At 68.4% G+C, this 26,612-nt stretch carries 29 protein-coding genes; 12 read left to right on the plus strand and 17 right to left on the minus strand.

All coding sequences use genetic code 11. The annotated features are described in order from the left end of the window. Nucleotides 1–51 precede the first annotated feature (51 nt). The 6 genes from pal to ybgC form a co-directional block, all read right to left on the minus strand. A complete protein-coding gene (pal, locus tag ACW175_RS20705; protein WP_492105020.1) occupies nucleotides 52–618 on the minus strand; it encodes a peptidoglycan-associated lipoprotein Pal in 567 nt (188 codons plus the stop codon). A 193-nt stretch (nucleotides 619–811) separates the two neighbouring features. Next, nucleotides 812–2,110: a Tol-Pal system beta propeller repeat protein TolB gene (gene tolB / locus ACW175_RS20710; RefSeq protein WP_492105021.1), complete on the minus strand. Its 1,299-nt coding sequence runs from the start codon at nucleotides 2,108–2,110 to the stop codon at nucleotides 812–814. Nucleotides 2,111–2,139: 29 nt separating this feature from the next. Continuing rightward, nucleotides 2,140–3,000, minus strand: a complete 861-nt coding sequence (gene tolA / locus ACW175_RS20715; RefSeq protein ID WP_492101828.1) for a cell envelope integrity protein TolA — start codon at nucleotides 2,998–3,000, stop codon at nucleotides 2,140–2,142. 19 nt (nucleotides 3,001–3,019) lie between these two features. Then, nucleotides 3,020–3,541, minus strand: coding sequence for an ExbD/TolR family protein (locus ACW175_RS20720; RefSeq protein ID WP_492101829.1), 522 nt, complete (start codon nucleotides 3,539–3,541; stop codon nucleotides 3,020–3,022). 4 nt (nucleotides 3,542–3,545) lie between these two features. Next, nucleotides 3,546–4,244, minus strand: coding sequence for a protein TolQ (gene tolQ, locus ACW175_RS20725; protein WP_099581245.1), 699 nt, complete (start codon nucleotides 4,242–4,244; stop codon nucleotides 3,546–3,548). Nucleotides 4,245–4,418: 174 nt separating this feature from the next. Continuing rightward, the gene (gene ybgC / locus ACW175_RS20730) at nucleotides 4,419–4,886 is read right to left on the minus strand and encodes a tol-pal system-associated acyl-CoA thioesterase (RefSeq protein WP_492101830.1); all 468 of its coding nucleotides are present in this window, start codon (nucleotides 4,884–4,886) and stop codon (nucleotides 4,419–4,421) included. 105 nt (nucleotides 4,887–4,991) lie between these two features. Here ybgC and ACW175_RS20735 point away from each other — a divergent pair, with 105 nt between their 5' ends. Continuing rightward, entirely contained in the window at nucleotides 4,992–5,168 is a 177-nt protein-coding gene (locus tag ACW175_RS20735) for a CopG family transcriptional regulator (RefSeq protein WP_492101831.1), read from the plus strand. Further along, nucleotides 5,168–5,440: a type II toxin-antitoxin system RelE/ParE family toxin gene (locus ACW175_RS20740; protein WP_492101832.1), complete on the plus strand. Its 273-nt coding sequence runs from the start codon at nucleotides 5,168–5,170 to the stop codon at nucleotides 5,438–5,440. The genes ACW175_RS20735 and ACW175_RS20740 overlap by 1 nt, the downstream gene beginning before the upstream one ends. Nucleotides 5,441–5,462: 22 nt before the next feature. On the opposite strand, the gene ruvB is transcribed toward ACW175_RS20740, so the two are convergent. The 3 genes from ruvB to ruvC are packed head-to-tail and all read right to left on the minus strand — an operon-like array spanning nucleotide 5,463 to nucleotide 7,632. Beyond that, complete coding sequence (gene ruvB, locus ACW175_RS20745; protein WP_492101833.1) at nucleotides 5,463–6,503, minus strand: Holliday junction branch migration DNA helicase RuvB; 1,041 nt, start codon at nucleotides 6,501–6,503, stop codon at nucleotides 5,463–5,465. Further along, a complete protein-coding gene (gene ruvA / locus ACW175_RS20750) occupies nucleotides 6,500–7,114 on the minus strand; it encodes a Holliday junction branch migration protein RuvA (RefSeq protein WP_492101834.1) in 615 nt (204 codons plus the stop codon). Before ruvA ends, ruvB begins: the two co-directional genes overlap by 4 nt. Further along, nucleotides 7,111–7,632, minus strand: coding sequence for a crossover junction endodeoxyribonuclease RuvC (gene ruvC / locus ACW175_RS20755; protein WP_492105022.1), 522 nt, complete (start codon nucleotides 7,630–7,632; stop codon nucleotides 7,111–7,113). Before ruvC ends, ruvA begins: the two co-directional genes overlap by 4 nt. Before the next feature lie 121 nt (nucleotides 7,633–7,753). Here ruvC and ACW175_RS20760 point away from each other — a divergent pair, with 121 nt between their 5' ends. From ACW175_RS20760 to ACW175_RS20780, 5 genes are all read left to right on the plus strand, one after another. Beyond that, nucleotides 7,754–9,175: a M20/M25/M40 family metallo-hydrolase gene (locus tag ACW175_RS20760; RefSeq protein WP_492101835.1), complete on the plus strand. Its 1,422-nt coding sequence runs from the start codon at nucleotides 7,754–7,756 to the stop codon at nucleotides 9,173–9,175. Between the two features lie 98 nt (nucleotides 9,176–9,273). After that, nucleotides 9,274–10,344, plus strand: a complete 1,071-nt coding sequence (locus tag ACW175_RS20765) for a glycerophosphodiester phosphodiesterase (protein WP_492101836.1) — start codon at nucleotides 9,274–9,276, stop codon at nucleotides 10,342–10,344. A gap of 68 nt (nucleotides 10,345–10,412) precedes the next feature. Beyond that, on the plus strand, nucleotides 10,413–11,726 hold the full coding sequence (locus ACW175_RS20770) for a hypothetical protein (RefSeq protein WP_492101837.1): 1,314 nt from the start codon (nucleotides 10,413–10,415) through the stop codon (nucleotides 11,724–11,726). A 150-nt stretch (nucleotides 11,727–11,876) separates the two neighbouring features. After that, nucleotides 11,877–12,815 carry an iron-containing redox enzyme family protein gene (locus ACW175_RS20775; protein WP_492101838.1) on the plus strand — a complete coding sequence of 313 codons (939 nt, stop codon included), beginning with the start codon at nucleotides 11,877–11,879 and terminating at the stop codon, nucleotides 12,813–12,815. Between the two features lie 4 nt (nucleotides 12,816–12,819). Next, nucleotides 12,820–13,059: a DUF2188 domain-containing protein gene (locus ACW175_RS20780; RefSeq protein WP_492101839.1), complete on the plus strand. Its 240-nt coding sequence runs from the start codon at nucleotides 12,820–12,822 to the stop codon at nucleotides 13,057–13,059. Between the two features lie 142 nt (nucleotides 13,060–13,201). Here the strand turns inward: ACW175_RS20780 and ACW175_RS20785 are convergent, their stop codons facing one another. After that, nucleotides 13,202–15,055, minus strand: coding sequence for an ABC transporter transmembrane domain-containing protein (locus tag ACW175_RS20785; RefSeq protein WP_492101840.1), 1,854 nt, complete (start codon nucleotides 15,053–15,055; stop codon nucleotides 13,202–13,204). A gap of 124 nt (nucleotides 15,056–15,179) precedes the next feature. Here ACW175_RS20785 and rpmE point away from each other — a divergent pair, with 124 nt between their 5' ends. Continuing rightward, the gene (rpmE, locus tag ACW175_RS20790) at nucleotides 15,180–15,407 is read left to right on the plus strand and encodes a 50S ribosomal protein L31 (protein ID WP_099581267.1); all 228 of its coding nucleotides are present in this window, start codon (nucleotides 15,180–15,182) and stop codon (nucleotides 15,405–15,407) included. Between the two features lie 113 nt (nucleotides 15,408–15,520). On the opposite strand, the gene ACW175_RS20795 is transcribed toward rpmE, so the two are convergent. Continuing rightward, a complete protein-coding gene (locus ACW175_RS20795; RefSeq protein WP_492101841.1) occupies nucleotides 15,521–16,015 on the minus strand; it encodes a YcgN family cysteine cluster protein in 495 nt (164 codons plus the stop codon). A 54-nt stretch (nucleotides 16,016–16,069) separates the two neighbouring features. Here ACW175_RS20795 and pbpC point away from each other — a divergent pair, with 54 nt between their 5' ends. After that, the gene (pbpC, locus tag ACW175_RS20800) at nucleotides 16,070–18,313 is read left to right on the plus strand and encodes a multimodular transpeptidase-transglycosylase PbpC (protein WP_492101842.1); all 2,244 of its coding nucleotides are present in this window, start codon (nucleotides 16,070–16,072) and stop codon (nucleotides 18,311–18,313) included. 6 nt (nucleotides 18,314–18,319) lie between these two features. Here the strand turns inward: pbpC and ACW175_RS20805 are convergent, their stop codons facing one another. From ACW175_RS20805 to ACW175_RS20830, 6 genes are all read right to left on the minus strand, one after another. After that, nucleotides 18,320–18,616 carry a hypothetical protein gene (locus ACW175_RS20805; protein WP_492101843.1) on the minus strand — a complete coding sequence of 99 codons (297 nt, stop codon included), beginning with the start codon at nucleotides 18,614–18,616 and terminating at the stop codon, nucleotides 18,320–18,322. A gap of 31 nt (nucleotides 18,617–18,647) precedes the next feature. Beyond that, nucleotides 18,648–18,842 (minus strand): hypothetical protein, encoded by a 195-nt coding sequence (locus ACW175_RS20810; RefSeq protein ID WP_492101844.1) that lies wholly within the window; start codon nucleotides 18,840–18,842, stop codon nucleotides 18,648–18,650. 64 nt (nucleotides 18,843–18,906) lie between these two features. Then, nucleotides 18,907–21,282, minus strand: coding sequence for a GH92 family glycosyl hydrolase (locus tag ACW175_RS20815; RefSeq protein ID WP_492101845.1), 2,376 nt, complete (start codon nucleotides 21,280–21,282; stop codon nucleotides 18,907–18,909). Nucleotides 21,283–21,290: 8 nt separating this feature from the next. Beyond that, entirely contained in the window at nucleotides 21,291–22,001 is a 711-nt protein-coding gene (locus ACW175_RS20820; RefSeq protein WP_492101846.1) for an aspartate/glutamate racemase family protein, read from the minus strand. A gap of 48 nt (nucleotides 22,002–22,049) precedes the next feature. Next, the gene (locus ACW175_RS20825; RefSeq protein WP_492101847.1) at nucleotides 22,050–22,775 is read right to left on the minus strand and encodes an ABC transporter permease; all 726 of its coding nucleotides are present in this window, start codon (nucleotides 22,773–22,775) and stop codon (nucleotides 22,050–22,052) included. Continuing rightward, nucleotides 22,775–23,707 (minus strand): ABC transporter ATP-binding protein, encoded by a 933-nt coding sequence (locus ACW175_RS20830; RefSeq protein WP_492101848.1) that lies wholly within the window; start codon nucleotides 23,705–23,707, stop codon nucleotides 22,775–22,777. The genes ACW175_RS20825 and ACW175_RS20830 overlap by 1 nt, the downstream gene beginning before the upstream one ends. Nucleotides 23,708–23,801: 94 nt before the next feature. Between ACW175_RS20830 and ACW175_RS20835 the strand changes: the two genes are divergently transcribed. The 3 genes from ACW175_RS20835 (at nucleotide 23,802) to ACW175_RS20845 (ending at nucleotide 26,557) form a co-directional block, all read left to right on the plus strand. Further along, complete coding sequence (locus tag ACW175_RS20835; RefSeq protein ID WP_492101849.1) at nucleotides 23,802–24,302, plus strand: DUF2975 domain-containing protein; 501 nt, start codon at nucleotides 23,802–23,804, stop codon at nucleotides 24,300–24,302. After that, entirely contained in the window at nucleotides 24,302–24,541 is a 240-nt protein-coding gene (locus tag ACW175_RS20840) for a helix-turn-helix domain-containing protein (RefSeq protein ID WP_099581283.1), read from the plus strand. Before ACW175_RS20835 ends, ACW175_RS20840 begins: the two co-directional genes overlap by 1 nt. A 96-nt stretch (nucleotides 24,542–24,637) precedes the next feature. Beyond that, complete coding sequence (locus ACW175_RS20845) at nucleotides 24,638–26,557, plus strand: S9 family peptidase (protein ID WP_492101850.1); 1,920 nt, start codon at nucleotides 24,638–24,640, stop codon at nucleotides 26,555–26,557. Nucleotides 26,558–26,612 lie beyond the last annotated feature (55 nt).

Here is a 26,612-nt window from a genome sequence, read left to right on the forward strand (position 1 = left end):
GGACAAAACTAGGGCGGCAACTCGTTTGAGCGCCGCCCCAGGACTTACAGCTTAGCGGGCGCCGTCCGTGATGGCCGTGTGGCCGTTACGGTTCTTGGCCCAGGCTTCTTCGCTCGTGCCGGCGTCGATCGGGCGTTCCTTGCCGAACGAGATCGTCTCGATACGGGCGGCGGCGACGCCTTGGCCGATCAGGAAGTCACGCACGGCGTTGGCGCGGCGGGCGCCGAGCGCCAGGTTGTACTCGCGGGTGCCGCGTTCGTCGGCATTGCCTTCGATGCGGATACGGACCTGCGGATAGCGGTTCAGCCACTGGGCCTGACCGGCCAGGACCGGCTGGGCGTCGGCGCGGACCGAATATTCGTCGGTGTCGAAATAGACTCGGTCGCCGACATTGACGACGAAGTCCTGCACCGAACCCGGCAGAACGCCGCTCGAGACCGGCGGGGCCGGCGGCGGGGTGTAGGGCTGACTCGGCGCGGCCGGCGTGGGCTCCGGCGCCGGCGCGACGGGCTGGGGCTTCGGACGCGAAGCGCAGGCGGCGAGCGAGGCGGCCGCCACGCCGACGAGCGCCAGTCTAATGGCGCGCTGGGTGTCGAAGCTCATCCAGTTTCTCCTCAGTCTACGAACTCTGGACCTGATCCATACCTGCGCAACGCTTGGAATGGACCCATGAAATGCCTGACCAAGCCTCACAATGATGTCAGAAGCTCGTCATCAGGTACGGATTCACTTCCGGCGCGAATAGATTACGCGCCGGAGCTTGGGCCATGAACGCTCAAGCTCGACGTAGGTTGCCCGACGGATGTGTCAATCAGTCGAGCAGCGGCGACCAGGCCGGGTCGGAACCCGAACCGCCATAGGCCGCCGGCCGCAGGATCCGGCCGGTGATGTCCACCGTCCAGAGCTTGGGATTGCCGGCCGAGCTCTCGCGGAAGAACATCAGCACCCGGCCGTTCGGGGCCCAGGTCGGGCCCTCGTCCAGATAGCTGGTGGTCAGCAAGCGCTCGTCGCCGCCGTCGGGGCGCATGACGCCGATGTGGAACTCGCCGCCCGTCTGCTTGGTGAAGGCGATGAAGTCGCCGCGCGGGCTCCAGACCGGGGTCGTGTAGCGGCCGCCGCCATACGAGATGCGGCGCACGCCCGAGCCGTCGGTGTTCATCACATAGAGCTGGGCCTGGCCGCCGCGGTCGGAGTTGAAGGCGATCTTCGTTCCGTCGGGCGAGAACGACGGCGAGGTGTCGATGGCCGGGTCGGTGGTGATGCGGGTAGTGGCGCGGCTACGCAGGTCCATCAGATAGATGTCGCTGTTGCCGGCCTTTTCGACCGAGAACGCCACCTTGCTGCCGTCCGGCGAGAAGCGCGGGGCGAACACCATGCCCGGGAACTTGCCGACAGTTTCCTGGCGGCTGGTCTCCAGGTTCAGCAGATAGATCGACGAACCCGTCGGCCGCAGGGCCATGTAGGTCAGCTCCTGGCTGGTCGAGCTGAAGCGCGGCGTCATGACGATGTACGAGCCGTCGGTCAGGTACTGCGGGTTGGCGCCGTCCTGGTCCATGATCGCCAGGCGCTTCACGCGGGCCAGCTTCGGGCCGCTCTCGGCGACGAAGGCCACGCGGGTGTCGAAATAGCCCTTCTCGCCGGTCAGGCGCTCATAGACGGCGTCGCTGATCTTGTGGGCCACCCGCCGCCAGTTGTCGGGCGTCGAGGAGAATTGCAGGCCCAGCAGTTGCTGCTGCGAAAAGACATCCCACAGGCGGAAGTCGACGCGCAGGCCGCCATCGGGGCCGACCGTGACCTGGCCGTTGATCAGCGCCTGGGCGCCCGTGGCCTGCCAGTCGGGGAAGCGCGGCTGGACGTTGACGTCCTGCAGCTTGTCCGGGACGCCCGCGACGTTCAGCGGCTGGAACAGGCCCGAGCGCTCGAGATTGCCGGTGATGACCTGGGCGATCTCGGCCCCGCGCGTCGTGCCGGAGAAGGCCGGCACGGCGATCGGCAGCGGCTTGACCGCGCCCGAATTGATGTTGACCTCGATCTGCGCGGCGGCCGGGGTGACGAAGGCCGCGCCACTCAGCAGAGCGGCGACCATCAGCATCAGGGCTTTAAGGCGCATCGGAGCTTCCTTCTTCGTCATGCCAATCCTCAACGCGAACAGGCCTCTTTTGCGTTGAAGTTGAGGGCGATTTTCTGACCGTACAGGTCGGACGGCAGATAGGCGAACGGCGAGGCGGCGAACAGCGCGCGTATGGCGCGGTCCGAGGCCGCCTTCACGACGGGATTGGGCGAGGAGATGCCGGGCGATTCCGGCTGGCCGACGACGCGCCCGCCCGGCCCGATCACGAAGATCACGCGGACATTGACGTCGGAACCGCCCTCGACCTCGCAGTTGGGGTTCCAGCGGTCTTGAACCTCGCCTTGCAGGCGCCCCAGCGCGGCGGCTGAAAGACCGGTGGCCGCGCCCATGGCCGGGCGAGCCGAGACCGAGGTCTCCGCGCGGGCCGCCCCCTTGGGCGCGTTGGCGGTCGGCTTGCCCGTCGCCTTCTTGGACTTGGCGATCGAGGCTTCCAGCGAGGCGAAGAAGTCGGTGTCGGGCTTCTTGGCCGGAGTCGGCTTGGCCTGCGCGGGCGCGGGCGTCGGCTTTGGGGTCGGCGCGGGCTTGGGGGGGGTCGGGGTCGGCGGCGCGGGCTTCGGCGTCGGTGTGGGCTTCGGCGGCGGCGCGGGCGCGGGCGTCGGCTTCGGCGCGGGTTCAGGCGCCGGCGGCTGCGGCGTGGCCTCGGGCGCGGGGTCAGGCGTCTGGGCCGTCTGCTCCTCGGGCGCTTCCTCGGCGGGACGCACATTGGTCGGGCCGTTGGTGACGATGGTCACCGGCACCGACTCGCCGATGGTGATCGGCTTGGACTGTTTCCACGGCAGGCCGAACGCGATCAGCGCCGCCACCGCTCCGTGCAGCGCGATCGAGGCCAGCAGGCCTGGAGAGATCGGGGATTCGCGGCGAGCGCTCATCAAGCTTTCCTGGCGGCCCCTATTGCGCCGGCCGCAGGTCGCTCGAGCCCTCCGGCTGAGCATCCTTCGGCGCCGCGCCCGTGGAGGGACCGCCCGTCTCGGTGATCAGGTTGATCTTGCTGAAGCCAGCGTTCGACAAGCCCGCCATCACCTGGGCGACGACCGCATAGGTCGCTCCGCCGTCGGCGCGGACGAAGATCGGCTTGTCGTAGCCGCTGCCGGCGATCGCGGTCAGGCGCGGGGCCAGGTTCTGGAACGGGATCTCGTTTTCACCCACGAAGATCTTGCCCTCGCGGTTGATCGACACCGTGATCGGCTCTTCCTGGTTCTGCAGGGCGGCGGCCTCGGTCTTGGGCAGCTCCAGCGGCACGCCGGCGGTCAGCAGCGGCGCGCTGATCATGAAGATGATCAGCAGCACCAGCATGACGTCGACCAGCGGCGTGACGTTGATCTCGGACAGCGCCCCGCGCGAGCGGCGGCCGCGACGACGACGGCCCCGGCCGCCGGCCGTCGCGAAGGCGTCGTTGGACGACATCGCCATCGGTCTAGACCCGGTCCGACAGGCGACGCTGGATCGCGGTCGACAGGTCGTCGGCGAAGCCTTCCAGGCGGCCGGCGTACTTGCCCGCGTCGGTCGAGAACTTGTTGTAGGCGATATAGGCCGGGATGGCGGCGATCAGGCCGACGGCCGTGGCGAACAGCGCCTCGGCGATCGACGGGGCCACGACGGCCAGCGAGGTGTTCTTCGAGATCGCGATGTTCTGGAAGGCGTGCATGATGCCCCAGACCGTGCCGAACAGGCCGATGAACGGGCTGGCCGTGGCGACGATGGCCAGGCTGCCCAGGCCTTCCTCGACCTTGGCGTTCTCGCGGGCGATCTGGGCGTCCAGGATGCGGTCGATGCGGGCGATCAGGAAACCGGCCTGATTCTCGCTCATAGCGCCCTTGGTCTTGGCGTCGCGCCATTCCTTCAGCGCCGCCTGCAACATGCGCGGCAGGGCGTGGCGCGGATTGGCCCCGGCCTCGCCCGCGACGTCCTCCAGCGAACGCCCGCCCGAGACCTGCTCCTCGAAGCGGTCGGCGGCGCGGTTCAGGCCCGTGAAGCGAACCAGCTTGTCCAGGATCACGGCCCACGAGCCCAGAGACGCCAGGATCAGACCGATCATGACGGCCTTGACGACCCAGTCGGCCTGCATGAACAGGGCGAAGAACGAGAAATTCGGGGCGGCTGCCGAGGCGTCCATGCGGGTTTGGCTCCGTTGGGGCGTCTGAAGAACAATTCTACATTTGGAGCGTGACGGTCGCCAAAACCGGTGTCCACTTTTGGCTGTCACGCTCTAGCACGCGCCGTATGGCATGAAGCGACGCTTGGGTGAAACTATGACAATCGTCGAGCGATCCCGAAAAACGATGTTTGTTTATTCGCCGTCGACCAAGAGCCACGGCGCCAGCTGGGCCAGCATCTCCGTGGTCGGACGACGCGGACGGCCGTCCAGGGTGATGCAGACCGCCTCGCCCCGGGCCTCGACCAGCACCTCGTCGCCGCGCGTCACCTTCTGGCTGACATAGAGCCGCGCGCCCTTCACCCGGTCATAGGTCGTGCGCACGATCAGCGCGTCGTCGATCCGCGCCGAGCGCTTGAAGTCCAGCGTCATGTGGATGATCGCGAACGCCGTGTCGGCCTTGGCCAGCTCCGTGTGCGAAATCCCGACCAGCCTGAAGAAGTCGCTACGCCCCCGCTCCATGTAGCGCAGGTAGTTGGCGTGATAGACGATGCCCGAGAAGTCGGTGTCCTCGTAATAGATCCGCACGGGCAGTTGATGCTCGCGGCCGGAAAACATGCCGGCCGTCGGCTCATGGGCGGTGGGTACGGGCGGGGTGGTCATGGGGACTGCTTAGCAGTGGGAGGCCTGCGACGTCAGCCACACAATGTCGCTCGACCCAGACGCCGAGCGCTGGACATGTTCTCTTTTTGTGCTAGCGTTTGAGCTATGAAGATCGAACCCGGCATCTTCGATGAGATCGACAACGACGCCGAAGCGGCCGCCGACGCGCGGGCCGAGGCGGACGTCGCGGCCGGTCGCGTGATCAGCCACGAGGCCGTCAGCCGCTGGCTGGCCTCATTGGTCGAAGGTGATCCGCGGCCTCCGCCAGAAGTCGGCGACTAGTGCGGCAAGTCATTTGGTCCGCCGAGGCGGTCGCCAATTTCAAGAGCATTTACGGTTACGTCTCGGCGTTCAATGCGCCAGCGGCGGTGCGGCTGGCTCGCAGACCGCAAGCGGCCGCCAACAGCCTGGCCGACCATCCCGAGCGGGGCCGAGAAGCGCCCCGTGGACTTCGCGAACTGGCGATCATCCACCCGTATCTGATCCGGTACCGGATTCGGGAAGACGCCGTGATCATCCTGCGCATCCGCCACGGCGCACGCCAGGACGATTAATCCCGCGCCGCAAAGAGCAGGGTCAAACGTCGTCCCCGAACAACCCGCCCTGCCCCGTCGGGGTCGGCGGCGCCTTCAGCCCCAGGTGCAGATAGGCCTTGCCGCAGGCGACGCGGCCGCGTGGGGTGCGCTGGATGAACCCTTGCTGCATCAGATAGGGCTCGATGACGTCCTCGACGGCGTCGCGGGCCTCGGCGATGGCGTAGGCGATGGTCTCCACGCCCGCCGGGCCGCCGCCATAGTGCTCGATCAGGGCGCGCAGGTAGCGGCGGTCGAGGCTGTCCAAGCCCACTTCGTCCACTTCGAGACGGGCGAGCGCCAGGCCGGCGGCCTTGCGGTCGATGACGCTGGCGCCGTCGGCCTCGGCGAAGTCGCGGACCCGGCGCAGCAGGCGGCCGGCGACGCGCGGGGTGCCGCGCGCCCGCTTGGCGATCTCGTCGGCGCCGTCCTCGGACAGCGGCGCGCCCATCTTGCGGGCCGCGCCCAGCAGCACGTGGCGCAGCTCGGCCGGGGTGTAGAACTCCAGCCGGATCGGAATGCCGAACCGGTCGCGCAGCGGGGTCGCCAGCATCCCCGCCCGGGTGGTCGCCGCCACCAGGGTGAAGGGCGCCAGGTCGATGCGGATAGAGCGGGCCGAGGGCCCCTCGCCGATCACGAGGTCCAGCACGTGGTCCTCCATCGCCGGGTAGAGGATCTCCTCGACGTTCGAGGACAGGCGGTGGATCTCGTCGATGAACAGGACGTCGTTTGGCTCGAGATTGGTCAGGATCGCGGCTAGGTCGCCGGGCTTGTTCAGCACCGGGCCGGAGGTGGCGCGGAAATTGACGCCCAGTTCGCGGGCGATGATCTGGGCCAGGGTGGTCTTGCCCAGGCCCGGCGGGCCGAACAGCAGCACGTGGTCGAGAGACTCGGCCCGTCCCTTGGCGGCCTCGATGAAGATGCGCAGATTGCCCTTGGCCTGCTCCTGACCGACGAACTCGGCCAGGGTCTGGGGCCGCAGCGCGCGGTCGGTCGCGGGGACCTGATCGCCCTGCTGGGGCTCGCCGGAGATCACACGGGTCAACGCCCCAGCTCCTGCAACCCGGCCTTGATCAGCGCCTGCACGCTCGCCTCTTCACCCAACTGAATAGCCGCCGCCTCGACCACGCGGCGGGCGTTGACCTCGGCCACGCCCAGGCCCATCAGGGCGGCGACGGCGTCGCCGGTCGGCGCGGGCTTGGCCGGGCTCGAGGACGTCGACGTCGGGGCCGCCGTCAGCACCGGCCCGTCGGTGATCGGCTTGTCCTTCAGTTCTGTGACGATGCGCAAAGCCAGCTTCGGCCCCACGCCATTGGCGCGGCCGACGGCGGCCTTGTCCTCGCGGGCGACCGCCGAGGCCAGCTCGGCCGGCGACAGCACGTCCAGCACCGCCATGGCCGCCTTGGGGCCGACGCCCTGGATGGCCTGCAAAAGCACGAACGCCTTGCGATCCTCGCGCGTGGCGAAGCCGTAGAGCCGCAGGCCGGCGCTCTCGCTCCACTGGCTCTCGATGTGCAGCAGCGTCTCCTCGCCCAGGGCCGGCAGGCGCTGGAGCGTGCGATGGCCGCAGCGGACGACGTAGCCGACGCCCATGACGTCGATCAGGGCCTCTTCCTCGCCGACCTCGGCGACGGCGCCCCTCAGCCTTCCAATCATGCGACCCTCCGGTTGGCGACGCGCAGATTGGCGTGAGTGATGGCGACGGCCAGGGCGTCGGCGCAGTCGGCCGTGGTCTTGCCCGCCGTGGGCAGCAGGCGCGCGATCATGAAGCCGATCTGGGCCTTGTCGGCCGCGCCGGTGCCGACCACCGCCTTCTTGACCAAGCGTGTGGAATACTCAGCGACCGGCAGCCCGGCGCGAGCCGGCGCGATCAGGGCGGCGGCCCGGGCGTGGCCCAGCTTCAGCGTCGACTGGGCGTTGGTGTTGAGGAACACCTCCTCGACCGCCGCCTCGTCGGGCTTGTGCTGCTCGATCACCGCGCAGATGCCTTCGAACAGGTGCAGCAGGCGCTGGGCGAAGTCGGCCTTCTCGTCGGGAACGATCACCCCGTGGGCGACGTGGCTCATGCGCGAGCCCTCGACCGTCAGCACGCCCCAGCCAGTGCGGCGCAGACCGGGATCGAGTCCCAGGATTCGGATTGGCGTGCGATTCGCGTTCATCATGTGTTCTCGCACCATCGCCTTTTCCCGGCCTCACGAAAAGCCAGTCCTTTGCTAACGAGGCGTTAACGGCGGCCCTTGCGCGGCGGGCGCTGGCGGGCTCTCCTCCCGCCCAACTTCATTGGGGAGAGTACGGATGAAACGGTCGATGTGGATGATGGCGGGCGCCCTCGCGGCCCTGGCGACGACGGCGAGCGCGCAGGTCGCCGAACCGCCCAAGACCGTCCGCCCCGACCAGTTGGCCTTCCGCGACCTTTATAAGGAGCTCGTCGAGATCAACACCACCCTGTCGGTCGGCTCCTGCACCCAGGCGGCCGAGGCCATGGGCGCGCGGCTGAAGGCGGCGGGCTTCCCGGCGCAGGACGTCAAGGTCGTGGTCGCCGACGGCCATCCCAAAGAGGGCAGCCTGGTCGCTATCCTCAAGGGCGCCGACCCGAAATCCAAACCCATGCTGCTGCTGGCCCATATCGACGTGGTCGAGGCCAACCGCGCCGACTGGACCCGCGATCCGTTCAAGCTGGTCGAGGAGAACGGCTACTTCTTCGGGCGCGGCACGTCGGACGACAAGGCCCAGGCGGCCATCTGGGTCGACAGCCTGGTCCGCCTGAAGCAGGCCGGCTTCAAGCCCAGGCGCGACATCAAGATGGCCCTGACCTGCGGCGAGGAGAGCGAGGCCTATAACGGCATCGAGGACCTGGTGAAGAACCACCGCCCACTGGTCGACGCCGAATTCGCCCTGAACGAGGGCGCCGACGGCCTGCTGGACGAACACGACAAGCCGGTGGTGCTGGAGGTGCAGGGCGGCGAGAAGGTCTATCAGGACTTCACCCTGACCGTGACCAATCCGGGCGGCCACTCCAGCCGTCCCGTGCCGGCCAACGCCATCTACCAGCTGTCGGCGGGCCTGGACCGGATCGGCGCCTATGGCTTCCCGCCGCGTTTCAACGACGCCACGCGCGGCTACTTCACCAGGATGCAGGCCCGCGTGCCGGCCGAGCAGGCGGCGGCGATGAAGGCGCTGGTCGCCAACATCAATGATCCCGCCGCCCTGAAGACGGTGACCGCGGACCCGATGTGGAACTCTATGCTGCGCACCACCTGCGTGGCCACGATGGTCAATGCCGGCCACGCGCCCAACGCCCTGCCCCAGCGCGCCACGGCCAACGTCAACTGCCGCATCCTGCCAGGCACGCCGGTCGAGGAGGTCCGCGCCAAGCTGGCCGAACTGGCCGGCGCGCCCGTCGTCGTGACCCAGGCCCACGAGGCCAATCCCGTCTCGCCGCCTCCGCCGCTGACGCCCGCCATCATGGGCCCGATCGAGAAGGAAGCCGCCAAGCTGTGGCCCGGCGTGCCGATCGTGCCGATCCTGCTGACCGGCGCCACGGACGGTGTTCATACCAACGCCGCCGGCATCCCGACCTATGGCGTCTCGGGCCTGTTCGGCGGCTCGGACGGCGACGGCATCCACGGCCTGAACGAGCGTATCCGGGTCAAGTCGCTCTATGACGGGCGCGACTTCCTCTTTGCCCTGATCAAGGACTATGCGGGCGGCAAGTAGGCGACCTCGCCTGAAAGATCTGGTCACCTCGGCGAAGGCCGAGGTGACCGTTTAAAGGCCTAGCCAAACCGTCACATCCCGGCGCTAAATCGCGCCCCATGACCCTGCTTACCCGTCGCGCCATGACCACCGCCGCGCTCGCCGGCACGTTGCTGCCCGGCTTCGCCCGCGCCCAATCGAAAAAGCCCATCGTCATCGGCCATCGCGGCTGCAGCGGCGAGCGGCCCGAGCATACGGCCCTGTCCTATGAGCGCGCCATCGAGCAGGGCGCCGACTTCATCGAGCCCGACCTGGTCCCGACCAAGGACGGCCACCTGGTGGCCCGCCACGAAAACGAGATCGGCGGCACGACCGACGTCGCCAGCCGTCCCGAGTTCGCGGCCCGCAAGGCGACCAAGACCATCGATGGCCAGTCGGTCACCGGCTGGTTCACGGAAGACTTCACCCTGGCCGAGATCAAGACCCTGCGCGCCCGCGAGCGGCTGCCGCAGCTGCGTCCGGCCAGCGCCGCCTTCGACGGCCAGGCACAGATCCTGACCTATGAAGAGGTCGTGGCCATCGCCCGCGCCGGCAGCCAGCGCACCGGCCGCGTGATCGGCACCTATCCCGAGCTGAAGCACCCGACCTATTTCGCCTCGATCGGCCTGCCGACCGAGGATCGCCTGGTCGCCAAGCTCAAGGCGATGAATCTGAACTCGGCCAGCGCGCCGGTGTTCGTTCAGTGCTTCGAGGTCGGCCCGCTGAAGCGCCTGAAGGCCAAGACCGCGGCGCGCCTCGTCCTGCTGGTCGCCAGCGAGGGGGGACCGGCCGACCTGCCGAATGTCAAATACGCCGACCTGGTCACCGCCGCCGGCCTGAAGGATGTCGCCGTCTATGCCGATGGCCTGGGTCCGGAAAAGACCATGGTCATCCCGCAGGACGCCAACACCCTGCTGCCGGCCACCGACCTGGTGAAGAACGCCCACGCCGCCGGCCTGGCCGTCCACCCCTGGACGGTGCGCGCCGAGAACTACTTCCTGCCGGCCAGCTTGCGGAAGGGCGACGCCCAGAACCCGGCCTACCTGGCCATGCACGGCGACGTGGCGCCGCTGTTCAAGGCGCTATACGCCGCAGGCGTCGACGGGATCTTCAGCGACTTCCCAGGCCTGGCGGTCGCCGCGCGGGGGTAGCCTGGCGCCTCTTGCGGAGACGGCCCGGACCGGTGCAGCGTGCCGGCCGAACTCCCAGGGGAAGCCTCATGAACATCCGCCACGTCGTCTCCACGGCCGCCCTCGCCGCCACCCTGGCCCTCGGTTCGGTCGCGTTCGCCGCGCCAACGCCGACGGCCTCCAGCCAGGTGCTGGACCGCGTCGCCGAGGACTTCGTGCGCATGACCCTGGAGGCCGGCGAGCGCGAGCCCGGCTATGTCGACGCCTATTACGGCCCGGTCCACCTGATGGACACCGCCAAGGCGGCCCCGCGCCCGGTCTCGGTGCTGCGCAAGGAGGCCGACCGCCTGATGATCCTGGTGGTCGCCACCAAGGACAAGCAGCTGTCGCCCGACGAGCGCCGCCGCAAGCTGTTCCTGAAGGGCCAGATCAAGGCCGCCCAGACGCGCCTGGCCATGATCGCCGGCGACAAGTTCAGCTTCGAGGACGAGGCCGAGGGCCTGTTCGGCGTCCGCCCGGTGATCAAGCCGCTGAAGAGCTACGACCCGATCCTGGCCCGCATCGACAAGCTGGTTCCGGGCAAGGGCGATCTGGCCGCCCGCGTCGACGCCTTCCAGAACCGCTACGTGATCCCGACCGACAAGGTCGAGGCGGTGATGCAGGCCGGCATCGCGGCCTGCAAGGCCAAGACCGAAGAGCACATCAAGCTGCCGGCCGGCGAGCGCTTCGACATGGAGTTCGTCACCAAGAAGCCCTGGAGCGGCTACAACTGGTACAAGGGCGGCGCCCACAGCCTGATCCAGATCAACACCGACCTGCCGATCTATATCAGCCGGGCCTTGGACCTGGGCTGCCACGAGGGCTATCCCGGCCACCACGTGCTCAACGCCCTGCTGGAAGAGAAGCTGACCAAGGGCAAGGGCTGGGTGGAGTTCTCGGTCTATCCGCTGTTCTCGCCGCAGTCGTTCATCGCGGAAGGTTCGGCGAATTTCGGCATCGAGCTGGCCTTCCCGGGTCAAGCCAAGACGGACTTCGAGCGCGACAAGCTGTATCCGCTGGCTGGCCTGGATCCGGCGACCGCCAAGGCCTATGGCGAACTTCAGGACGCCAAGGCGGCCTTGTCCAGCGCCGGCAACACCATCGCGGCCCTCTATCTCTCGGGCAAGATGACCAAGGAGCAAGCCGTCCAGGCGTTGATGAAATACACGCTGTACTCGCGCGGCGGGGCCGAGAAGCGGGTGTCGTTCATCGAGACCTATCGCTCGTACGTGATCAACTACAACATCGGCCAGGACATGGTCCGCGACCACGTCTACCGCGCCGGCAAGAGCCAGGACGCGCGCTGGAAGGCGATGGAGCACGTAATCAGCGAACCGACGACGCCGGCGGATCTGCGCAAATAGCCAAGTCTCTCCAGTAGCTTGGCGCGCGACATGGTCGCTTTGCCGACACAGGAACGCAATGCGCGCGATCGCCGTTTGCCCCCTCGCCGCTGCCTGTTGGCGGCGTAGGGGTCGCCTCGCCGGGCGACCTCTCCTTCAAGATCAAGGAGTGTGTCCGTGTACGGTGGCGAACGTCTTTCCCGCCTGGGCGCGTTCAGCGCGCGATTCCCCGACGCCGAGGCCCTGCACAAGGGCCTGGCGCACTGGAACCACATTCGCCTGTCTCCGGCCGCGCCCTCCGACGCATGGCGCGAGGACCTGGACCAGGAAATCAGGATGCGCCGCATCGAGGGCGCGTTCATCGAGGCCTTCCGTCTGCACATCGCGCCGCTGGTCGAGGACGTCCCGCGGGACGCCGACGGCTTCATCGCCTGGTTCGAGGCGCTGAAGGACCACGGCCCCGGCCAGTGGGATCCACTGTTCGACTGGCTGGAAGGCTCTGCCTCGCTGGAGCACCTCAAGTGGTTCCTGACCCAGGAAGCGGCTGGCGAGGCCGGCTTCGACGACCTGGTGGCGCTGACCCAGGTCAAGGTTCCGGACCGCGCCAAGCTGGAGCTGGCCCGCAACTATTGGGACGAAATGGGCCGCGGCGGCGCCAAGGGCATGCACGGTCCGATGCTGACGCGGACAACCGAAACCCTGGGTCTGACGCCGACCATCGACTCCACCCTGTGGCAATCGCTGTGCCTGGCGAATGTCATGACCGCCTTCGCCACGACCCGCCGCTATGCCTGGCAGTCGATCGGCGCCCTGGGCGTCGTCGAGCTGACCGCCCCGACCCGCGTGGCCTGCGTCGACGCTGGCCTCAAGCGCGTCGGCGTCCCCGCCGAGGCTCGAAAGTACTTCGCCCTTCACGCCCAGCTGGACATAGAGCACTCCAAGGCCTGGAACGCCGAGGCCCTGGTCCCGCTGGTGTCGGAGGATCCCTCCCGCGCCAAATACATCGCCGAGGGCGCGGTCATGCGCCTGATCTGCGGCGAGCAGTGCTTCGACACCTATCGCGCCCACCTGTGGGCCCACACTCATCCGCTAGTCTACGCGGCGGAGTAGGACGATGGCCTGCCTGTTCGAGGTCTCGCCCTATGACGGCGGCTGGTGCGTGAAGATCGGCGACACCGGCGAGGTGCTGTTCTTCACCGGCCGCCGCCGGGCGGTGGCCGAAGCCCACGACCTAGCCCGCGCCTGGCCGGCCACGGCGGAAGTGCGCATCCATGGCCGCTCGGCCGAGCCGCGGTCGTTCGAAGCGTGGTTCGAGGATCCGGCGGAAATCGTCGGTCCTTCGGCGATGGCTTAAGGCCGACCGACATTCAGCCCGGAAGAGCCGAAAACCTCGTCCTTCGACAAGCTCAGGATGAGGTTTTCTACCGGCGCGGCGCCGACAATCGTCCTCATCCTGAGCCTGTCGAAGGACGAGGACGACGGCATGGCCGATCCGCTTAAGCCGCCTCCACCCCAAACTGCAGCCTGGCCAGGCGCGCATAGAGCCCGCCCTTGGCGAAGAGCTCGGTGTGCGTGCCCTGCTCGACCACCCGCCCCTCTTCCATCACCACGATCCGGTCGGCCTTCAGCACGGTGGCCAGGCGGTGGGCGATGACCAGGGTTGTGCGGCCTTCCATGGCGGCGGCCAGGGCCTGCTGGACCAGGCGCTCGCTCTCGGCGTCCAGCGCGCTGGTGGCTTCGTCCAGCAGCAGGATGGGGGCCTGGCGGACCAGGGCCCGGGCGATGGCCAGGCGCTGGCGCTGGCCGCCCGACAGGGTCTTGGCGCGCTCGCCGACCGGGGTGTCGAAGCCCTGCGGCAGGGCCGAGAGGAAGCCGGCGGCCTGGGCGGCCTCGGCGGCGGCCCGGACCTCGGCCTCGGTGGCGTCAGCGCGGCCGAAGCGGATGTTGTCCATGGCCGAGCCCGAGAATAGCGGCGAATCCTGACCCACCAGGGCCATGCGCGCGCGCACCTCCGACGGCTCGGCCTCGCGCAGGTCGACGCCGTCCAGGCGGATGGCGCCCGACTGCGGGTCATAGAACCTCAAGAGCAGCCGTAGCACCGTGCTCTTGCCCGCGCCCGAGGGGCCGACCAGGGCGACCGTCTCGCCGGGCTTCACGGCCAGATCGAAGCCGTTCAGGGCCGGCAGGTCGGGGCGACCGGGATAGGCGAAGATCACGTTCTCGAAGGCGATCGCGCCCTGGGCCGGGACCGGCAGGGCCTTGGGCGCGGCCGGGGCGGCGATGTCGGGCTTGGCGTTCAGCAGCTCGGAAATGCGGTCCATGGCGCCCGAGGCCTTCTGGACGTCGCCCCAGACCTCGCCCAAGGCCCCGATCGCGCCAGCGGCCATCACCGCCAGCATGGCGAACTGGGCCAGGGTGCCGCCGGTCATCTCGCCGGCCAGGACCAGGCGCGCGCCGGCCCACAGCAGCAGGGTGACGCCGCCGAAGGCCAGGGTGATGACCATTGCGGTCATGCTGGCCCGGGTGGTGATCCGGCGCACCGAGGCCTTGTAGGCCTCTTCCACCGCCCCGCCGAAGCGCAGCGAAGAGGCTTGTTCGCGACCGAAAGCCTGCACTGTCTCCAGGGCGTCCAGGCTCTCGCCGGCATAGCCGACGGCGTCGGCGAAGCGGTCCTGGGCGGTGACGGTCAGCTTGCGCACCCGGCGGCCGACCAGGAACATCGGGGCCAGGATCACGGGCACCATCAGCACGATGAAGCCCGCCAGCTTGGGCGAGACCACCGCCATGTAGCCGAGACCGCCCACCAGGCTGAGGATGTTGCGCAGGGCTATCGAGGCCGAGGCCCCGACCAGCTGTTCGATCAGCGAGACGTCGGTGGTCAGGCGCGACAGCACCTCGCCCGTGCGGGTCTTCAGGAAATATTCCTGATCCAGGCCCAGGGTGTGGCCATAGAGCGCGCGGCGCACATCGGCCACGACCCGCTCGCCCAGTCGGGTGATGAAGAAGAATCGCAGGGCGGTGGCGATGGCAAGCACCATGGCCACGGCGCCCAGGCCCAGGAAGGCGCTGTTGATCTCGCTGCCCTGGCCCTTGGCGAATCCGTGGTCGATCACCTCCTTGAAGGCGGCCGTCAGGCCCAGGGTGGCGGCCGTCGAGAACAGCAGGAAGAAGCCCGCCGCGATCCCGTCGCCCTTGTGCGCCTTCACGAAGGGCAGCAGGTGCGCGAGGGGGCGAATGTCCTTGCGGCGGGCCCGCCGGGCCTTGGCCTCGGCCATGCCCTGGACCAGTTCAGCCCCCGCGCCGGGGCGGCCTTCGGCCATTTGGTCGCCGCCGTTCGCGTCAGTCATCAACAGTCCCTTGCCAAAATCGCGCGGGTTCTTTATAGCCGCCCGTCTTCGAGGGCCACCCCGCGCGTGCGCGGAGGGCGCTTAACCCAATTCACACTCGCCGGCTTAGTCGGACTGGATCGCCGCCATGAAACAAGACATTCACCCCGACTACCACTTCATCACCGTCACCCTGACGGATGGCTCGAACTATCAAACCCGTTCGACCTACGGCAAGGAAGGCGCGACGCTGGCGCTCGACATCGACCCGCGCACCCACCCGGCGTGGACCGGCGGCAACGCCCAGCTGATGGACCGCGGCGGCCGCGTCTCGCGCTTCAACGCCAAGTTCGCTGGCTTCACCGCCAAGAAGTAAGAAGCTTACAGCTTCTCGCCGTAAGGGCGACGAAAAGCCGGTTCCGCGTTCGCGGGCCGGCTTTTTCCGTATCTGGGGCTTGGTTCCTCTCCCGAAACGCTGGGGAGCAACTTTCAGCCTTCCCCATCCTCCGGCTCATACGGATCATCGCCGCGATCGCGCATCAGGTCCGTCGCCACGAAGTCCATGGCGTCTTCCGCGTCCCTGAAGCTCAGTTCCGACACCGTCTGGTCGCGCACCGAGACGCCCGCCTTGTGGGGACTGTCCGGATCACCGGTGATCAGCGGGTGCCAGCGCGGCAGGTCCTTGCCCTCGTGGATCCGGCGATAGCCGCAGGAGAGGGGCATCCACTCCAGATCCTCGATATTGTAGGGCGTCAGCTTGATGCAGTCCGGCACCGTCTTCTTGCGGTTCGGATAGTCCTTGCAGCGGCAGAGATGCGCGTCGAGGAGCTGGCAGTGCACCCGCGTGGGGATGATTTCGCCGGTATCTTCGTCTTCGAAGCGAACGAGGCAGCAAAGGCCGCACCCATCGCATAGGCTCTCCCACTCGGGGACGGTCATCTCGGAGAGCGTCTTCGTCTCCCAGAAAGGTTTGCGTGGCGTCATGGCGCCGTCCTAAACCCGATTTACCTGGCGAACAAACAGAGCCTGACTCAGACCGTGAACGACTGGACCCTTCCGCCGTACAAGTTCGACGACAAGGATCCGTCGCGGAAGCCGACCGGGCGCGGCCCGGAGCCTGCCGCCGGCGCGCCGCCCGAGCCGCCCCACGACCCGTGGGCGAAGCCAGAGCCGCTACAGGACCCGTTCCAGGTGTCCCCGGCCGCGCCGCCCTCCTATCAGCCTCCGCCGCCGCCCCCTCCGCCGCCGGAGGAGCCCTTCCGCGCCGACCTCAAGCACCGCGCCGCCAAGAAGAAGGCCCGCAAATGGGGCTGGATCTGGGGCGTGCTGCTGGTCTCGTTCCTGATCGGCGTGCTCGCGGCCGGCGGCGGCGCGGCCTATGTCTGGTACAAGTACCTGCAAGACACCCCGCCCCTGCCCTCGCGCGCGGCGCTGTTCGCGGTCAACCGCGCGCCCGGCATCCGCTTCGAGGACCGCAACGGCCAGGTGATCGCCACGCGCGGCCCGCGCTATGGCCAGCGGATCACCATCGGCGCCGTGCCCAACTACGTGCCCCAGGCGTTCCTGGCGGCCGAGGACCGGCGGTTCTACCAGCACGGGGCCATCGACCTGCAAGGCATCGGCCGGGCCGCCTGGACCAATTGGCGGGCCGGCAAGACCCGCCAGGGCGCCTCGACCCTGACCCAGCAGCTGGCCAAGGGCCTGTTCCTCACGCCCGACCGGGTGGTCAAGCGCAAGCTGCAGGAGATGCTGCTGGCCTGGAGGCTGGAGCAAGTCCTGACCAAGGACGAAATCCTCGAGCTCTATCTGAACCGCATCTATTTCGGGGCCGGCACCTATGGCGTCGACGGCGCGTCCCAGACCTATTTCGGCAAGCCCGCCAGCCAGCTGACGCTGTCGGAAGCGGCCCTGCTGGCCAGCCTGCCCAAGGCGCCTTCGCGCCTGGCGCTGACCAACGACATGGAACGGGCCCTGGCCCGCTCCCGCCTGATTCTGGCCAACATGCGCAAGGAAGGCTGGATCACCGCCGAGCAGGAAAGCCGCGCGCTGGACGACACCCCGCGCCTGTCGCCCATGGCCCTGCAGGACGAGGGCGACTACGGCTGGGTGCTGGACTACGCCACCACCGAGGCGGTGAAGATCGCTGGCCAGAACGCGCCCGACCTGGTGGTGCGCCTGACCATCGACCCGCTGCTGCAGCGCGAGGGCGCCGAGATCGTGCGCCAGACCATGGCCACCGAGACCACCCGCTCGGGCGCGCGTCAGGCGGCCCTGCTGTCGCTGTCGACCGAGGGCGCCATCCGGGCCATGGTCGGCGGCACGGACTATGGCGAGAGCCCGTTCAACCGCGCCGTCCAGGCCCGCCGCCAGCCGGGCTCGACCTTCAAGCCGTTCGTCTACGCCGCCGCCGTCGAGAAGGGCGTGCTGCCCACCGACATCCGCGTCGATGAACCGGTCAAGTTCGGCGACTGGAGCCCCGAGAACTATAGCGGCGGCTATCGCGGTCCGATGACCGTCGAGCGGGCGCTGATCAACTCGATCAACACCGTGGCCGTGAAGCTGGGCCAGGAAGCCGGCGGCGCGGCGATCGGCGACCTGGTCCGCCGCTTCGGCATCACCACCCTGCCGCCCGTTCCGGATCTCTCGGTGGCGCTGGGCTCCTATGAGGTCAGCCTGCTGCAGCTGACCTCGGGCTTCCAGGTGTTCCAGCAGGGCGGCGTCAGGATCGAGCCTTACGTCATCGAGACGGTCACCACCCAGGACGGCCGGGCGCTGTTCCAGCACCAGCCTCCGCAGGCCGAGCGCCGCGTCTACGACGTCGGCCACGCCAGCATCATGGTCAAGATGATGAAGAAGGTCGTCACCGAGGGCACGGCCAAGCGCGCCGCCTTCGGCCGTCCGGCGGCGGGCAAGACCGGCACCAGCCAGAACTGGCGTGACGCCTGGTTCGTCGGCTTCACGCCCGACTACGTCACCGGCGTCTGGGTCGGCAATGACGACGAGAAGCCGATGAACAAGGTGGTCGGCGGCGACATCCCGGCCAGCATCTGGCGCCGGTTCATGATGACCGCCCACCAGACCCTGGCGGTCCGCGACTTCCCCTGGCTGCTGCCCGACCCCGCGCCCCAGACCACGCCGGATCCGCGCAACGGCTACTACGAGACCCTGTCGGCGGAGTTCGCCCGCGCGGCCTCGGAATTGGACGCGGCGGCCAAGGCGGCCGAGACCATGGCGCCGTCGGGCGGGCCAGCCCCGCCACCGCCGTCGCAGCTGCCTTACTGATCGGGGCTATCCGTTCGCGAACGTCGTATAGTCCTGAAAAGGACTTCTGATGAACAGCACGTCCACAATGCCCGCCGTCATGGACCCCGGAGGATCGGAAGCGACGTCGTAGTGGATCTCGTAGCCGCCCAGCGTGCTGCATTTGCGACCGCCGGTCTCAGGGCAGATTGGATGCCGCAACGGCGCGGCGCTCAGTCCTTTGATGCCCGACCTGATAGCGTCGTGCTTCTTGCGCGCGAGCACTCCTGCGCCGGGTTGGGAAAGCCATCTGGTGACGCCCCGCAAGTCAGCTTGCGCGCGCATGGATAACCTCACCCGCCAAGCCAAGGCTTTGTCAGGCCGCGTCCGGGGGAATAGTCAGGCTATCCAAAAAGGCGTCGAGATCGTCGCCTTCGATATAGTCGCCGGCCGCGATCTGAGCGCGACCGAGTTCAGCCAGCTCCTTGTCTGACATCAAGGCGCGGGGAGACTCGCGCGACGGATAGCTCGGCGGCATCACGACATTGGCGGTGTTCGTGGGGCGGGTCATGAGAACTCCTGCGGAGAACATAACGCTAACTTCGACGACTTGTCACGCCGCCAATCGACGCGCTCTACCGGTACCCCGTCAGCGACGTTGGCCGGTCCGCCACCTTCGTCGCCCAGGTCTTGTTCGGCGTGGCGCTCATCGTGAAGACCAGTTCGCCGCCCGCCACGATCTCGTCCTGCTTCAGATAGGCCCGGGTCAGCGGCTTGCCGTTCAGGCTCACTTTCGAGACGTACGGCTTGTCGTCGGCCATGCCCTCGGCGCGGACCGTGAAACGCTTGCCGTTCGGCAGGTTCAGCGTCGCCTTGTCCACGAACGGACGGCCGATGGCGTATTCGTTCGAGGCCGGCGTCACCGGATAGAAGCCCAGCGACGTGAACATCAGCCAGGCCGACATCTGGCCGAGATCGTCATTGCCCGACAGGCCCTCGGGCGTCGGCTTGTACTGGGTCTTGATGATCTGGGTCAGGCGGGCCTGGGTCCGCCACGGGGCGCCAGCGTAGTCGTACATATAGGCCACGTGGTGGCTGGGCTCGTTGCCGTGGATGTACTGTCCGATCAGGCCGGCGATGTCCTCGGCGTGGCTGTAGTCGACCTTCGAGTTGTCGAAGTCGAACATGGCGTCCAGCTTCTTGACCGTCGCGGCGTCGCCGCCCAGCGTCTTGACGATCCCGCCCAGGTCCTGTGGCGCGAACCAGGAATATTGCCAGGCGTTGCCCTCGGTATAGTCCGAGCCGTAGTTGATGGCGGTCGGATTGAACGGCTCGCGGAAGGTCCCGTCGCTCTTGCGGGCCCGCAGGAAGCCGGTCTTCACATCGAAGCTGTTGCGCCAGTAGGACGCCCGCTTCTCGAAGGTCTTGGCGACCTCGTCCTGGCCCATGTCCTTGGCCATGCGGGCGATGGTCCAGTCGTCATAGGCGTACTCAACGGTCTTGGAGGCGGCTTCCGGCTCCTTGTCGATCGGCGCGTAGCCCAGCGTCATGTAGTCGCCGAGGCCGCCATAGGGCGCGTAGGTCGCGCTCTTGACCATGGCGTCCAGGGCCGCCTTGCCGTCATAGCCGCGAATGCCCTTCATCCAGGCGTCGGCGATGACCGGCACGGCGTGGTAGCCGATCATCGTCCAGGTTTCCTGACCGTGGAACTGCCAGACCGGCAGGATGCCGTAGGGGCTTTGCTTCTGCGAGGCGATCAGCGAGTTGACCACGTCGTTGGTGTAGTCGGCCGGCTGGATCAGGGTCAGCAGCGGGTGCTCGGCCCGGAAGGTGTCCCACAGCGAGAAGGTCGAGTGGAAGGTGAACGGGCGGCCGTCCAGCTTGCCCTCGTGCACCTGATCGTCGGGCCCCCGGTAGCGGCCGTCGGCGTCGGCATAGACGCTGGGGGCCAGCAGGGTGTGGTAGAGCGCCGTGTAGAGGGTCTTCTTCATCGGGGCCGGGGCCTCGATGTCGACCGCGCCCAGGGCCTTTTCCCAGGCGGTCCTGGCGCGGGCGCGCTGGGCGTCGAAGTCGAAACCCGGCTCGTCGCTGGAGAGGTTGGCGATGGCCCCGTCCTCGCTGACCGACGACAGCGCCACCTTCACGGTCAGCGGTCCGTCGATCTGGCCGAAGTCGAACACGCCCACCAGGGCGCGGCCCTGGACCTGGGCGCGGTCGTTCGGCGTCCGCCCCGGCTGGGCGAAGCCGTTATAGGGCACGTCCTTCTCGGTGTTGCGGAACGACTGGCCCACCAGTGGGCGGTCGAACCTGATGGCGAAGAACAGCTTGCGCCCCGGCGCCCAGCCGCGCGTCTCGCGATAGCCGGTCACCACGCCGTCCGGCGACACCCGCAGGCGCGACCACAGCACCTTGCCCGGATAGTTGTAGATCGAGCTGCGCAGGTCGATCAGCACCTGGGCGCGGTCGCCCTTCTGGAAGGTGTAGCGGTGCAGGCCGGTGCGCAGGCCCGCCGTCAGCTCGGCGCGCACGCGGCTGTCGCTGAGAGTGACGGCGTAGTAGCCCGGCTGGGCGACCTCGGTGTCGTAGCTGTAGCGCGAGCGATAGCCCGAGCCCGGCTTGTCGACCTCGCCCGGCTCCAGCTTGGCCTCGCCCGAGATCGGGGTCAGCAGGATGTCGCCGAGGTCGGAGTGGCCCGCGCCCGAGAAGTGAGTGTGCGAGAAGCCCAGGATGGTCGGGTCGCCGAAGCGGTAGCCGGCCGCGCGGGCATAGCTCTGCTTGAACGGCAGGATGTCGGTGTCGGGGCTCAGCTGCACCATGCCGAACGGAACCACCGCCCCGGGAAAGGTGTGGCCATCGCCGCCCGTGCCGATGAACGGATCAACCGATTCGTAGGCTGTTGTGGTCTGAGCCAGGACGGGCGTCGCCGCCAGGATCGAGAGGTTGGCGAGCAGGGCGAGGCCCGACACATAAAGGGGGCGCATCATGTAACTCCGCAACTTGAGCGGGGGCACCCTATCGGCTAGGCGGCGCTGTTCAAGGCCCGGTCTACAGCCGCCATGGCGTGGAGGGTCGTGGTGTCGAACACCGGGACCGGACTATCCGCCTGGCCGATCAGCAGCATGATCTCGGTGCAGCCCAGGATGATCGCCTGAGCGCCCTGCGCCACCAGTCGCGCGATCACCGCCTTGTAGACCTCGCGAGAGGCGTCGATCACCTGGCCGGTCACCAGCTCCTCGTAGATGATCCGATGCACGGCGGCGCGGTCTTTGGCGTCCGGGGTCAGCACGGTCAGACCGTGCTTACTCTCCAGCCGGCCGCGATAGAAGTCGTGCTCCATGGTGAAGGCCGTGCCCAGCAGGCCCACGGTCGAAAGACCCGCCGCCTTGATCGCCTCGCCCGTTGGGTCGGCGATGTGCAGCAGCGGGATCCGCACCGCCGCCTCGATGGCGTCGGCCTCGCGGTGCATGGTGTTGGTGCAGAGGATCAGGAAGTCCGCGCCGCCGGCCTCCAGCGCCCGGGCGGCGTCGGCCAGGCGGCGCGACAGCTCGGGCCAGCGGCCGGCGTGCTGCAGATGCTCGATCTCGGCGAAGTCGAACGACCACATCAAGGTGCGGGCCGAGGCGACGCCGCCCACCCGGTCGCGCACCGCCTCGTTGATCAGCCGGTAGTACTGGGCCGAGCTTTCCCAGCTCATGCCGCCGATCAATCCGATGAGCGCCTGTTCGGCCATGTCATCCCGCCTCTTGCCTGACTCGCGTCCTAGCAGGCTGGGCGCCGGTTACAACACCTCGCGCCGCGCCAGGTGGGCGATGGCTCCGATCAGGGCGAGCAGGCCCAGGCCGCCGCCCAGCGCCAGGGCCGTGTCGACGCGCCAGGCCTCCTTGGCCAGCATGTTGACCGGCATCTGCCAAGGGAAGAACACCCCCTGCTTGGCTGCGGTGGCGACCACCGAGAAGAAGGTCCCGCCGATACCCAGCGCCAGGGCGGGTACGAAGCTGGCGAAGCGCACGGCGGTCCAGAACTGGATGGCGATCAGCAGCAGGGCCGCCGCCACGACCTTGGCGTTCAGCAGGACCAAGCGGGGAAGATCCGGATCACCGATCGGCGCCACCGCCGGCTTGATGGTCCCGGCCAGGGAGATCGCGCCGAAGGTCAGCAGCAGGTTCAGGCCGGTCATGATGACGACAATCCCGATCACGCAGACCGCCTTGGCCGCGTAGAGGCGCCAGCGCGGGACCGGCAAGGCGCGCAGATGATCCCAGCTGCGCGGTCCGTGCTCCATATGGGCGACCAGGGCGGTCAGGGCCGTCACGCTCATCGGCAGCATGAAATAGGCCCAGATGCCGGTCGAGGCCTGAAGGAACATCGCCCATGACGGGGCCTTGTCGGCGCGCAGCAGGTTGAAGAAGGCGAAGATCGCGATCAGCGACGGCGCGGCCACCGCCAGCACGGCGGCCAGCGAGCGGTTCAGCTTGCGCAGTTCGACGGACAGGGCGGCGAGCATCAGGCGGCCTCGGCTTGACGGGGGGTGGGAACGGCGACGCGGCGATAGATGTCCTCCAGCGACTGGGCGCGGGGACCGATGGCGAAAACGGGGACGGCGGCCTCGACCAGGAGGGCGGTGAGCCCGGCTATGGCCGGGTCGACGGCGTCGCCGGGGTCCAGGGCCACGGTCAGGCTGTCGGCGACGCGGACGTCCAGGCCGTGGCCGCGCAGCAGCGCGGCGGCCCGCGCATCGTCGCCGGTGCGCAGGACGATCTCCGGCGCGAGGTCGGCCTTCAGGCGCGAAAGCTCGCCCTCCAGCACCAGCCGGCCGTCATTGACCACGCCGACGTGAGTGGCGGTCTGCTCGATCTCGCCCAGCAGGTGGCTGGACAGCAGCACGGTCGCGCCGGTCCGCTCGGGCAGGGCGCGCAGGAAGCGGCGCATGTCGGCGATGCCGTCGGGGTCCAGGCCGTTGGTCGGCTCGTCCAGCACCAGCACCGGCGGCGCGCCCAGCATGGCCCGGGCCAGGCCCAGGCGCTGGCGCATCCCCAGGGAGTATCCGGCGACCTTGCGGCCGGCGTCGGGGCGCATCTCGACCACCTCCAGCACCCGGTCGATCTCGCTGGCGGGGCAGCCCAGCAGGGTCGTGGTCAAGGCCAGGTTCTCCCGGCCCGTCAGGTTGCCGTAGAAGCCGTGCGCCTCCAGCAAGGCTCCGACCTCGCGCGCCGCGCCGATCCGGTCGCGGGCGACGTCCAGGCCGCGGACCCGCGCGGTTCCAGCGCTCGGACGGATCAGGCCCAGCACCATCTTCAGGGTCGTGGTCTTGCCCGCGCCGTTGCGGCCCAGGAAGCCGTACACGGCCCGCTCTGGCACGGTCATGGAGACGCCGTCGACCGCCAGGCGCGGGCCGAAACGACGGGAGAGGCCTTCGGTCTCTATGGCGGCGGACATGCTCAGGGCACTCATATCGTTTAAGTCAGATATAAAGTTGCGAAGCGGTCGCCTTTAAGTCAAGATTAAAGATGAGACAGGTTGGGAGGCCCCCATGAACGCCAAGGACGTCGAGAAATTCCGCCGCATGTGCCGCCAGTTCCGCTGGCTGGCGGTGTTCATGGTCGTCAGCGTCGGCCTGTTGCTGGCCCTGATGGCCTGGGGCTTTCCGCTGCTCTACGCCCTGGTGAAGCACAGACCGCTGCGGCCGGACATCATGCTGGCGGTGACGATCCAGAACGCCCCGGTCGCCTGCTATCTGTTCGGCGTGTGGTCGATCGGCCGGGCCATGGGCCAGATCGCCCAGGGACGATTGATCCAGGCCGCCCTACCCTCGGCCCTGCGCCGGGTGGGCCTGGCCCTCGGCGTCGGCGGCGTGGCTAGCGTCTTCATCGTCAGCAACCTGATGCGGCTGGTCGGCTTGACCAAGGGCAGCTATCTGAACTTCGACGTGGCCGGCATGACGCTGGGCATGATCGGCGGCGCTCTATTCCTGCTGGGCCGGGTCATGGACCAGGCCCTGGCGGCGCAGGCCGAACTCGATGAGATGATCTGATGCCCGTTCGCGTCACCCTGGACGCCCTGATCGTCGCCAAGGGCCTCAAAGCCCGCGACCTGGCCCAGGAGGTCGGCCTCAGCGAGACCCAGCTGTCCCTGTTCCGCTCGGGCAAGGTCAAGGGCATCCGCTTCCGCACCCTGGCGAGGCTGTGCGCGGCCCTGGGCTGCAAGCCGGGCGACCTGCTGGACTACGCGTTCGACCCGTCCGACCTGACCGCGCCCGACGACGGCGACTGAGTCTCGGACAAATTGCGACAGAAATTTTTCAGACACATTGGCGCGCGAATTCGAGGCACACGCCCTTTCCGGCAAGGCTCACTCAAGGCTCACGTGATGTCGTTCGTGCTCTCCCTGGTCGCCGCGGCGGCCCTGCAAGCGGCCGCGCCCGCTGCTCCCTCGGTCCATGGCTATGGCGGCCTGATGCTGGCCCCGGGCGGCAAGCGCCTGGCGGCCATCGAAAGCGCCGAGACCGTCGGGACGGCGTCCGACAACCGCGCCGCCATCGTCATCCGCTCGGCCAAGGGCGAGATCACCAACCGCTTCGATCCCTGCCAGACCTGCCGCTACAGCGGCCCGGCCTGGTCGGCCGACGGCCAGAAGCTGGCCTTCATCGGCTCGGACATGCGGGCCGGCGCGGCCACCCTGTTCGTGATCGAGGGCGACAAGGTCCGCGCCGCCGCGACGGTGAAGGGCGTGGCCAGCACGCCGCGTTGGGCCCCGAACGGCCAGTCGATCGCCATGCTCGCCACGGTCGGCGCGCGCAAGCAGACCGGCGCCACCCAGGCCGGCGTGCGCCAGGTCGGCGAGATCGGCGTCGCCGGGACCATCGACGAGCAGCGCATCGCCGTGGTCCCCGCCATCGGCGGCGACCTGAAGTTCGCCTCGCCCGACGACACCTTCGTCTACGAGTATGACTGGACGCCGGATTCCAAGGGCTTCGTTGGCACGGCCGCCAAGGGCGACGGCGACAACAACTGGTGGGTCGCCAGCCTGCGGGCCTTCGGGATCGACGGCTCCAGCCGCGTGATCGCCGCGCCCAAGATGCAGTTGAACGCCCCGCGCGTGTCGCCCGACGGCAAGTCGGTGGCCTTCATCGGCGGCCTGATGAGCGACTTCGGCGCGGTCGGCGGCGACGTCTGGACCGTGCCGCTCGCGGGCGGCCAGCCCACCAACCTGACCGAGGGTTACAAGGGCACCTTCACCAGCCTCTCCTGGACCGCCAAGGGCCCGATGGCCTCGGCCATCCTGGGCGGCGACAGCGCCATCGCCCGCATCGACCCGGCCGGCGGGGCCAAGGTCACGCTCATGGCGCGCGGCGAGGTCAGCTATTCAGCCGGCGACGGCCGCGTCTCGTTCGACCCCAGCGGCAAGCTGGCCGCCACGGTCGTCGACTCGTTCGCCAGGGCGCCGCAAATTCTGGTGGGCGCGCCGGAGTCGCTGAAGCCCATCACCCACGACAACGACGACCTGACCGCCAACTACATCGGCAAGAGCGTCACCTGGAAGAACGAAGGCTTCGACGTCCAGGGCTGGCTGCAGGCGCCGGCCAAGGTCGAGCCGGGCAAGACCTATCCGATGGTCGTCATCGTCCACGGCGGCCCGTCGTCGGCCGTGACCTCGCGCTTCGGCTCCAGCGGCACGGTCTATGACCTGCTGAAGGCTGGCTACTACGTGTTCCAGCCCAATCCGCGCGGCAGCTTCGGCCAGGGCGAGGCCTTCAAGACCAGCAACCGCCGCGACTTCGGCGGCGGCGACCTGCGCGACATCTTGGCCGGGATCGACGCGGTGGAGAAGATCGCCCCGGTCGACGACAAGCGCCTGGGGATCTTCGGCCACAGCTACGGCGGCTACATGACCATGTGGACGGTGACCCACAGCCAGCGCTTCAAGGCCGCCGTGGCCGGCGCCGGCATCGCCAACTGGATCAGCTACTACGGTCAGAACGGTATCGACCAGTGGATGGTCCCGTTCTTCGGCGACACCGCCTATAACGACCCGGCGATCTACGACAAGCTGTCGCCGATCCGCACGATCAAGGACGCCAAGACCCCGACCTTCATCTATGTCGGCGAGCGCGACGTCGAGACGCCGGCGGCCCAGTCGATGGAGTTCTGGCACGGCCTGAAGGCCATGAACGTCGAGACCTCGCTGGTCGTCTACCAGGACGAGGGCCACGGCATCCGCCGGCCGGAAAACCGCACCGACCTGACCAACCGCATCGTGGGTTGGTTCAACACGCACCTGGGGTCGTAAGCGGGTCCGCGCGCCCGCATTTCAGCCGTCGCTCCCGCCCTTGCGGCGGGAGCGG

This window comes from Caulobacter sp. FV1ye6ST (assembly GCF_058681225.1).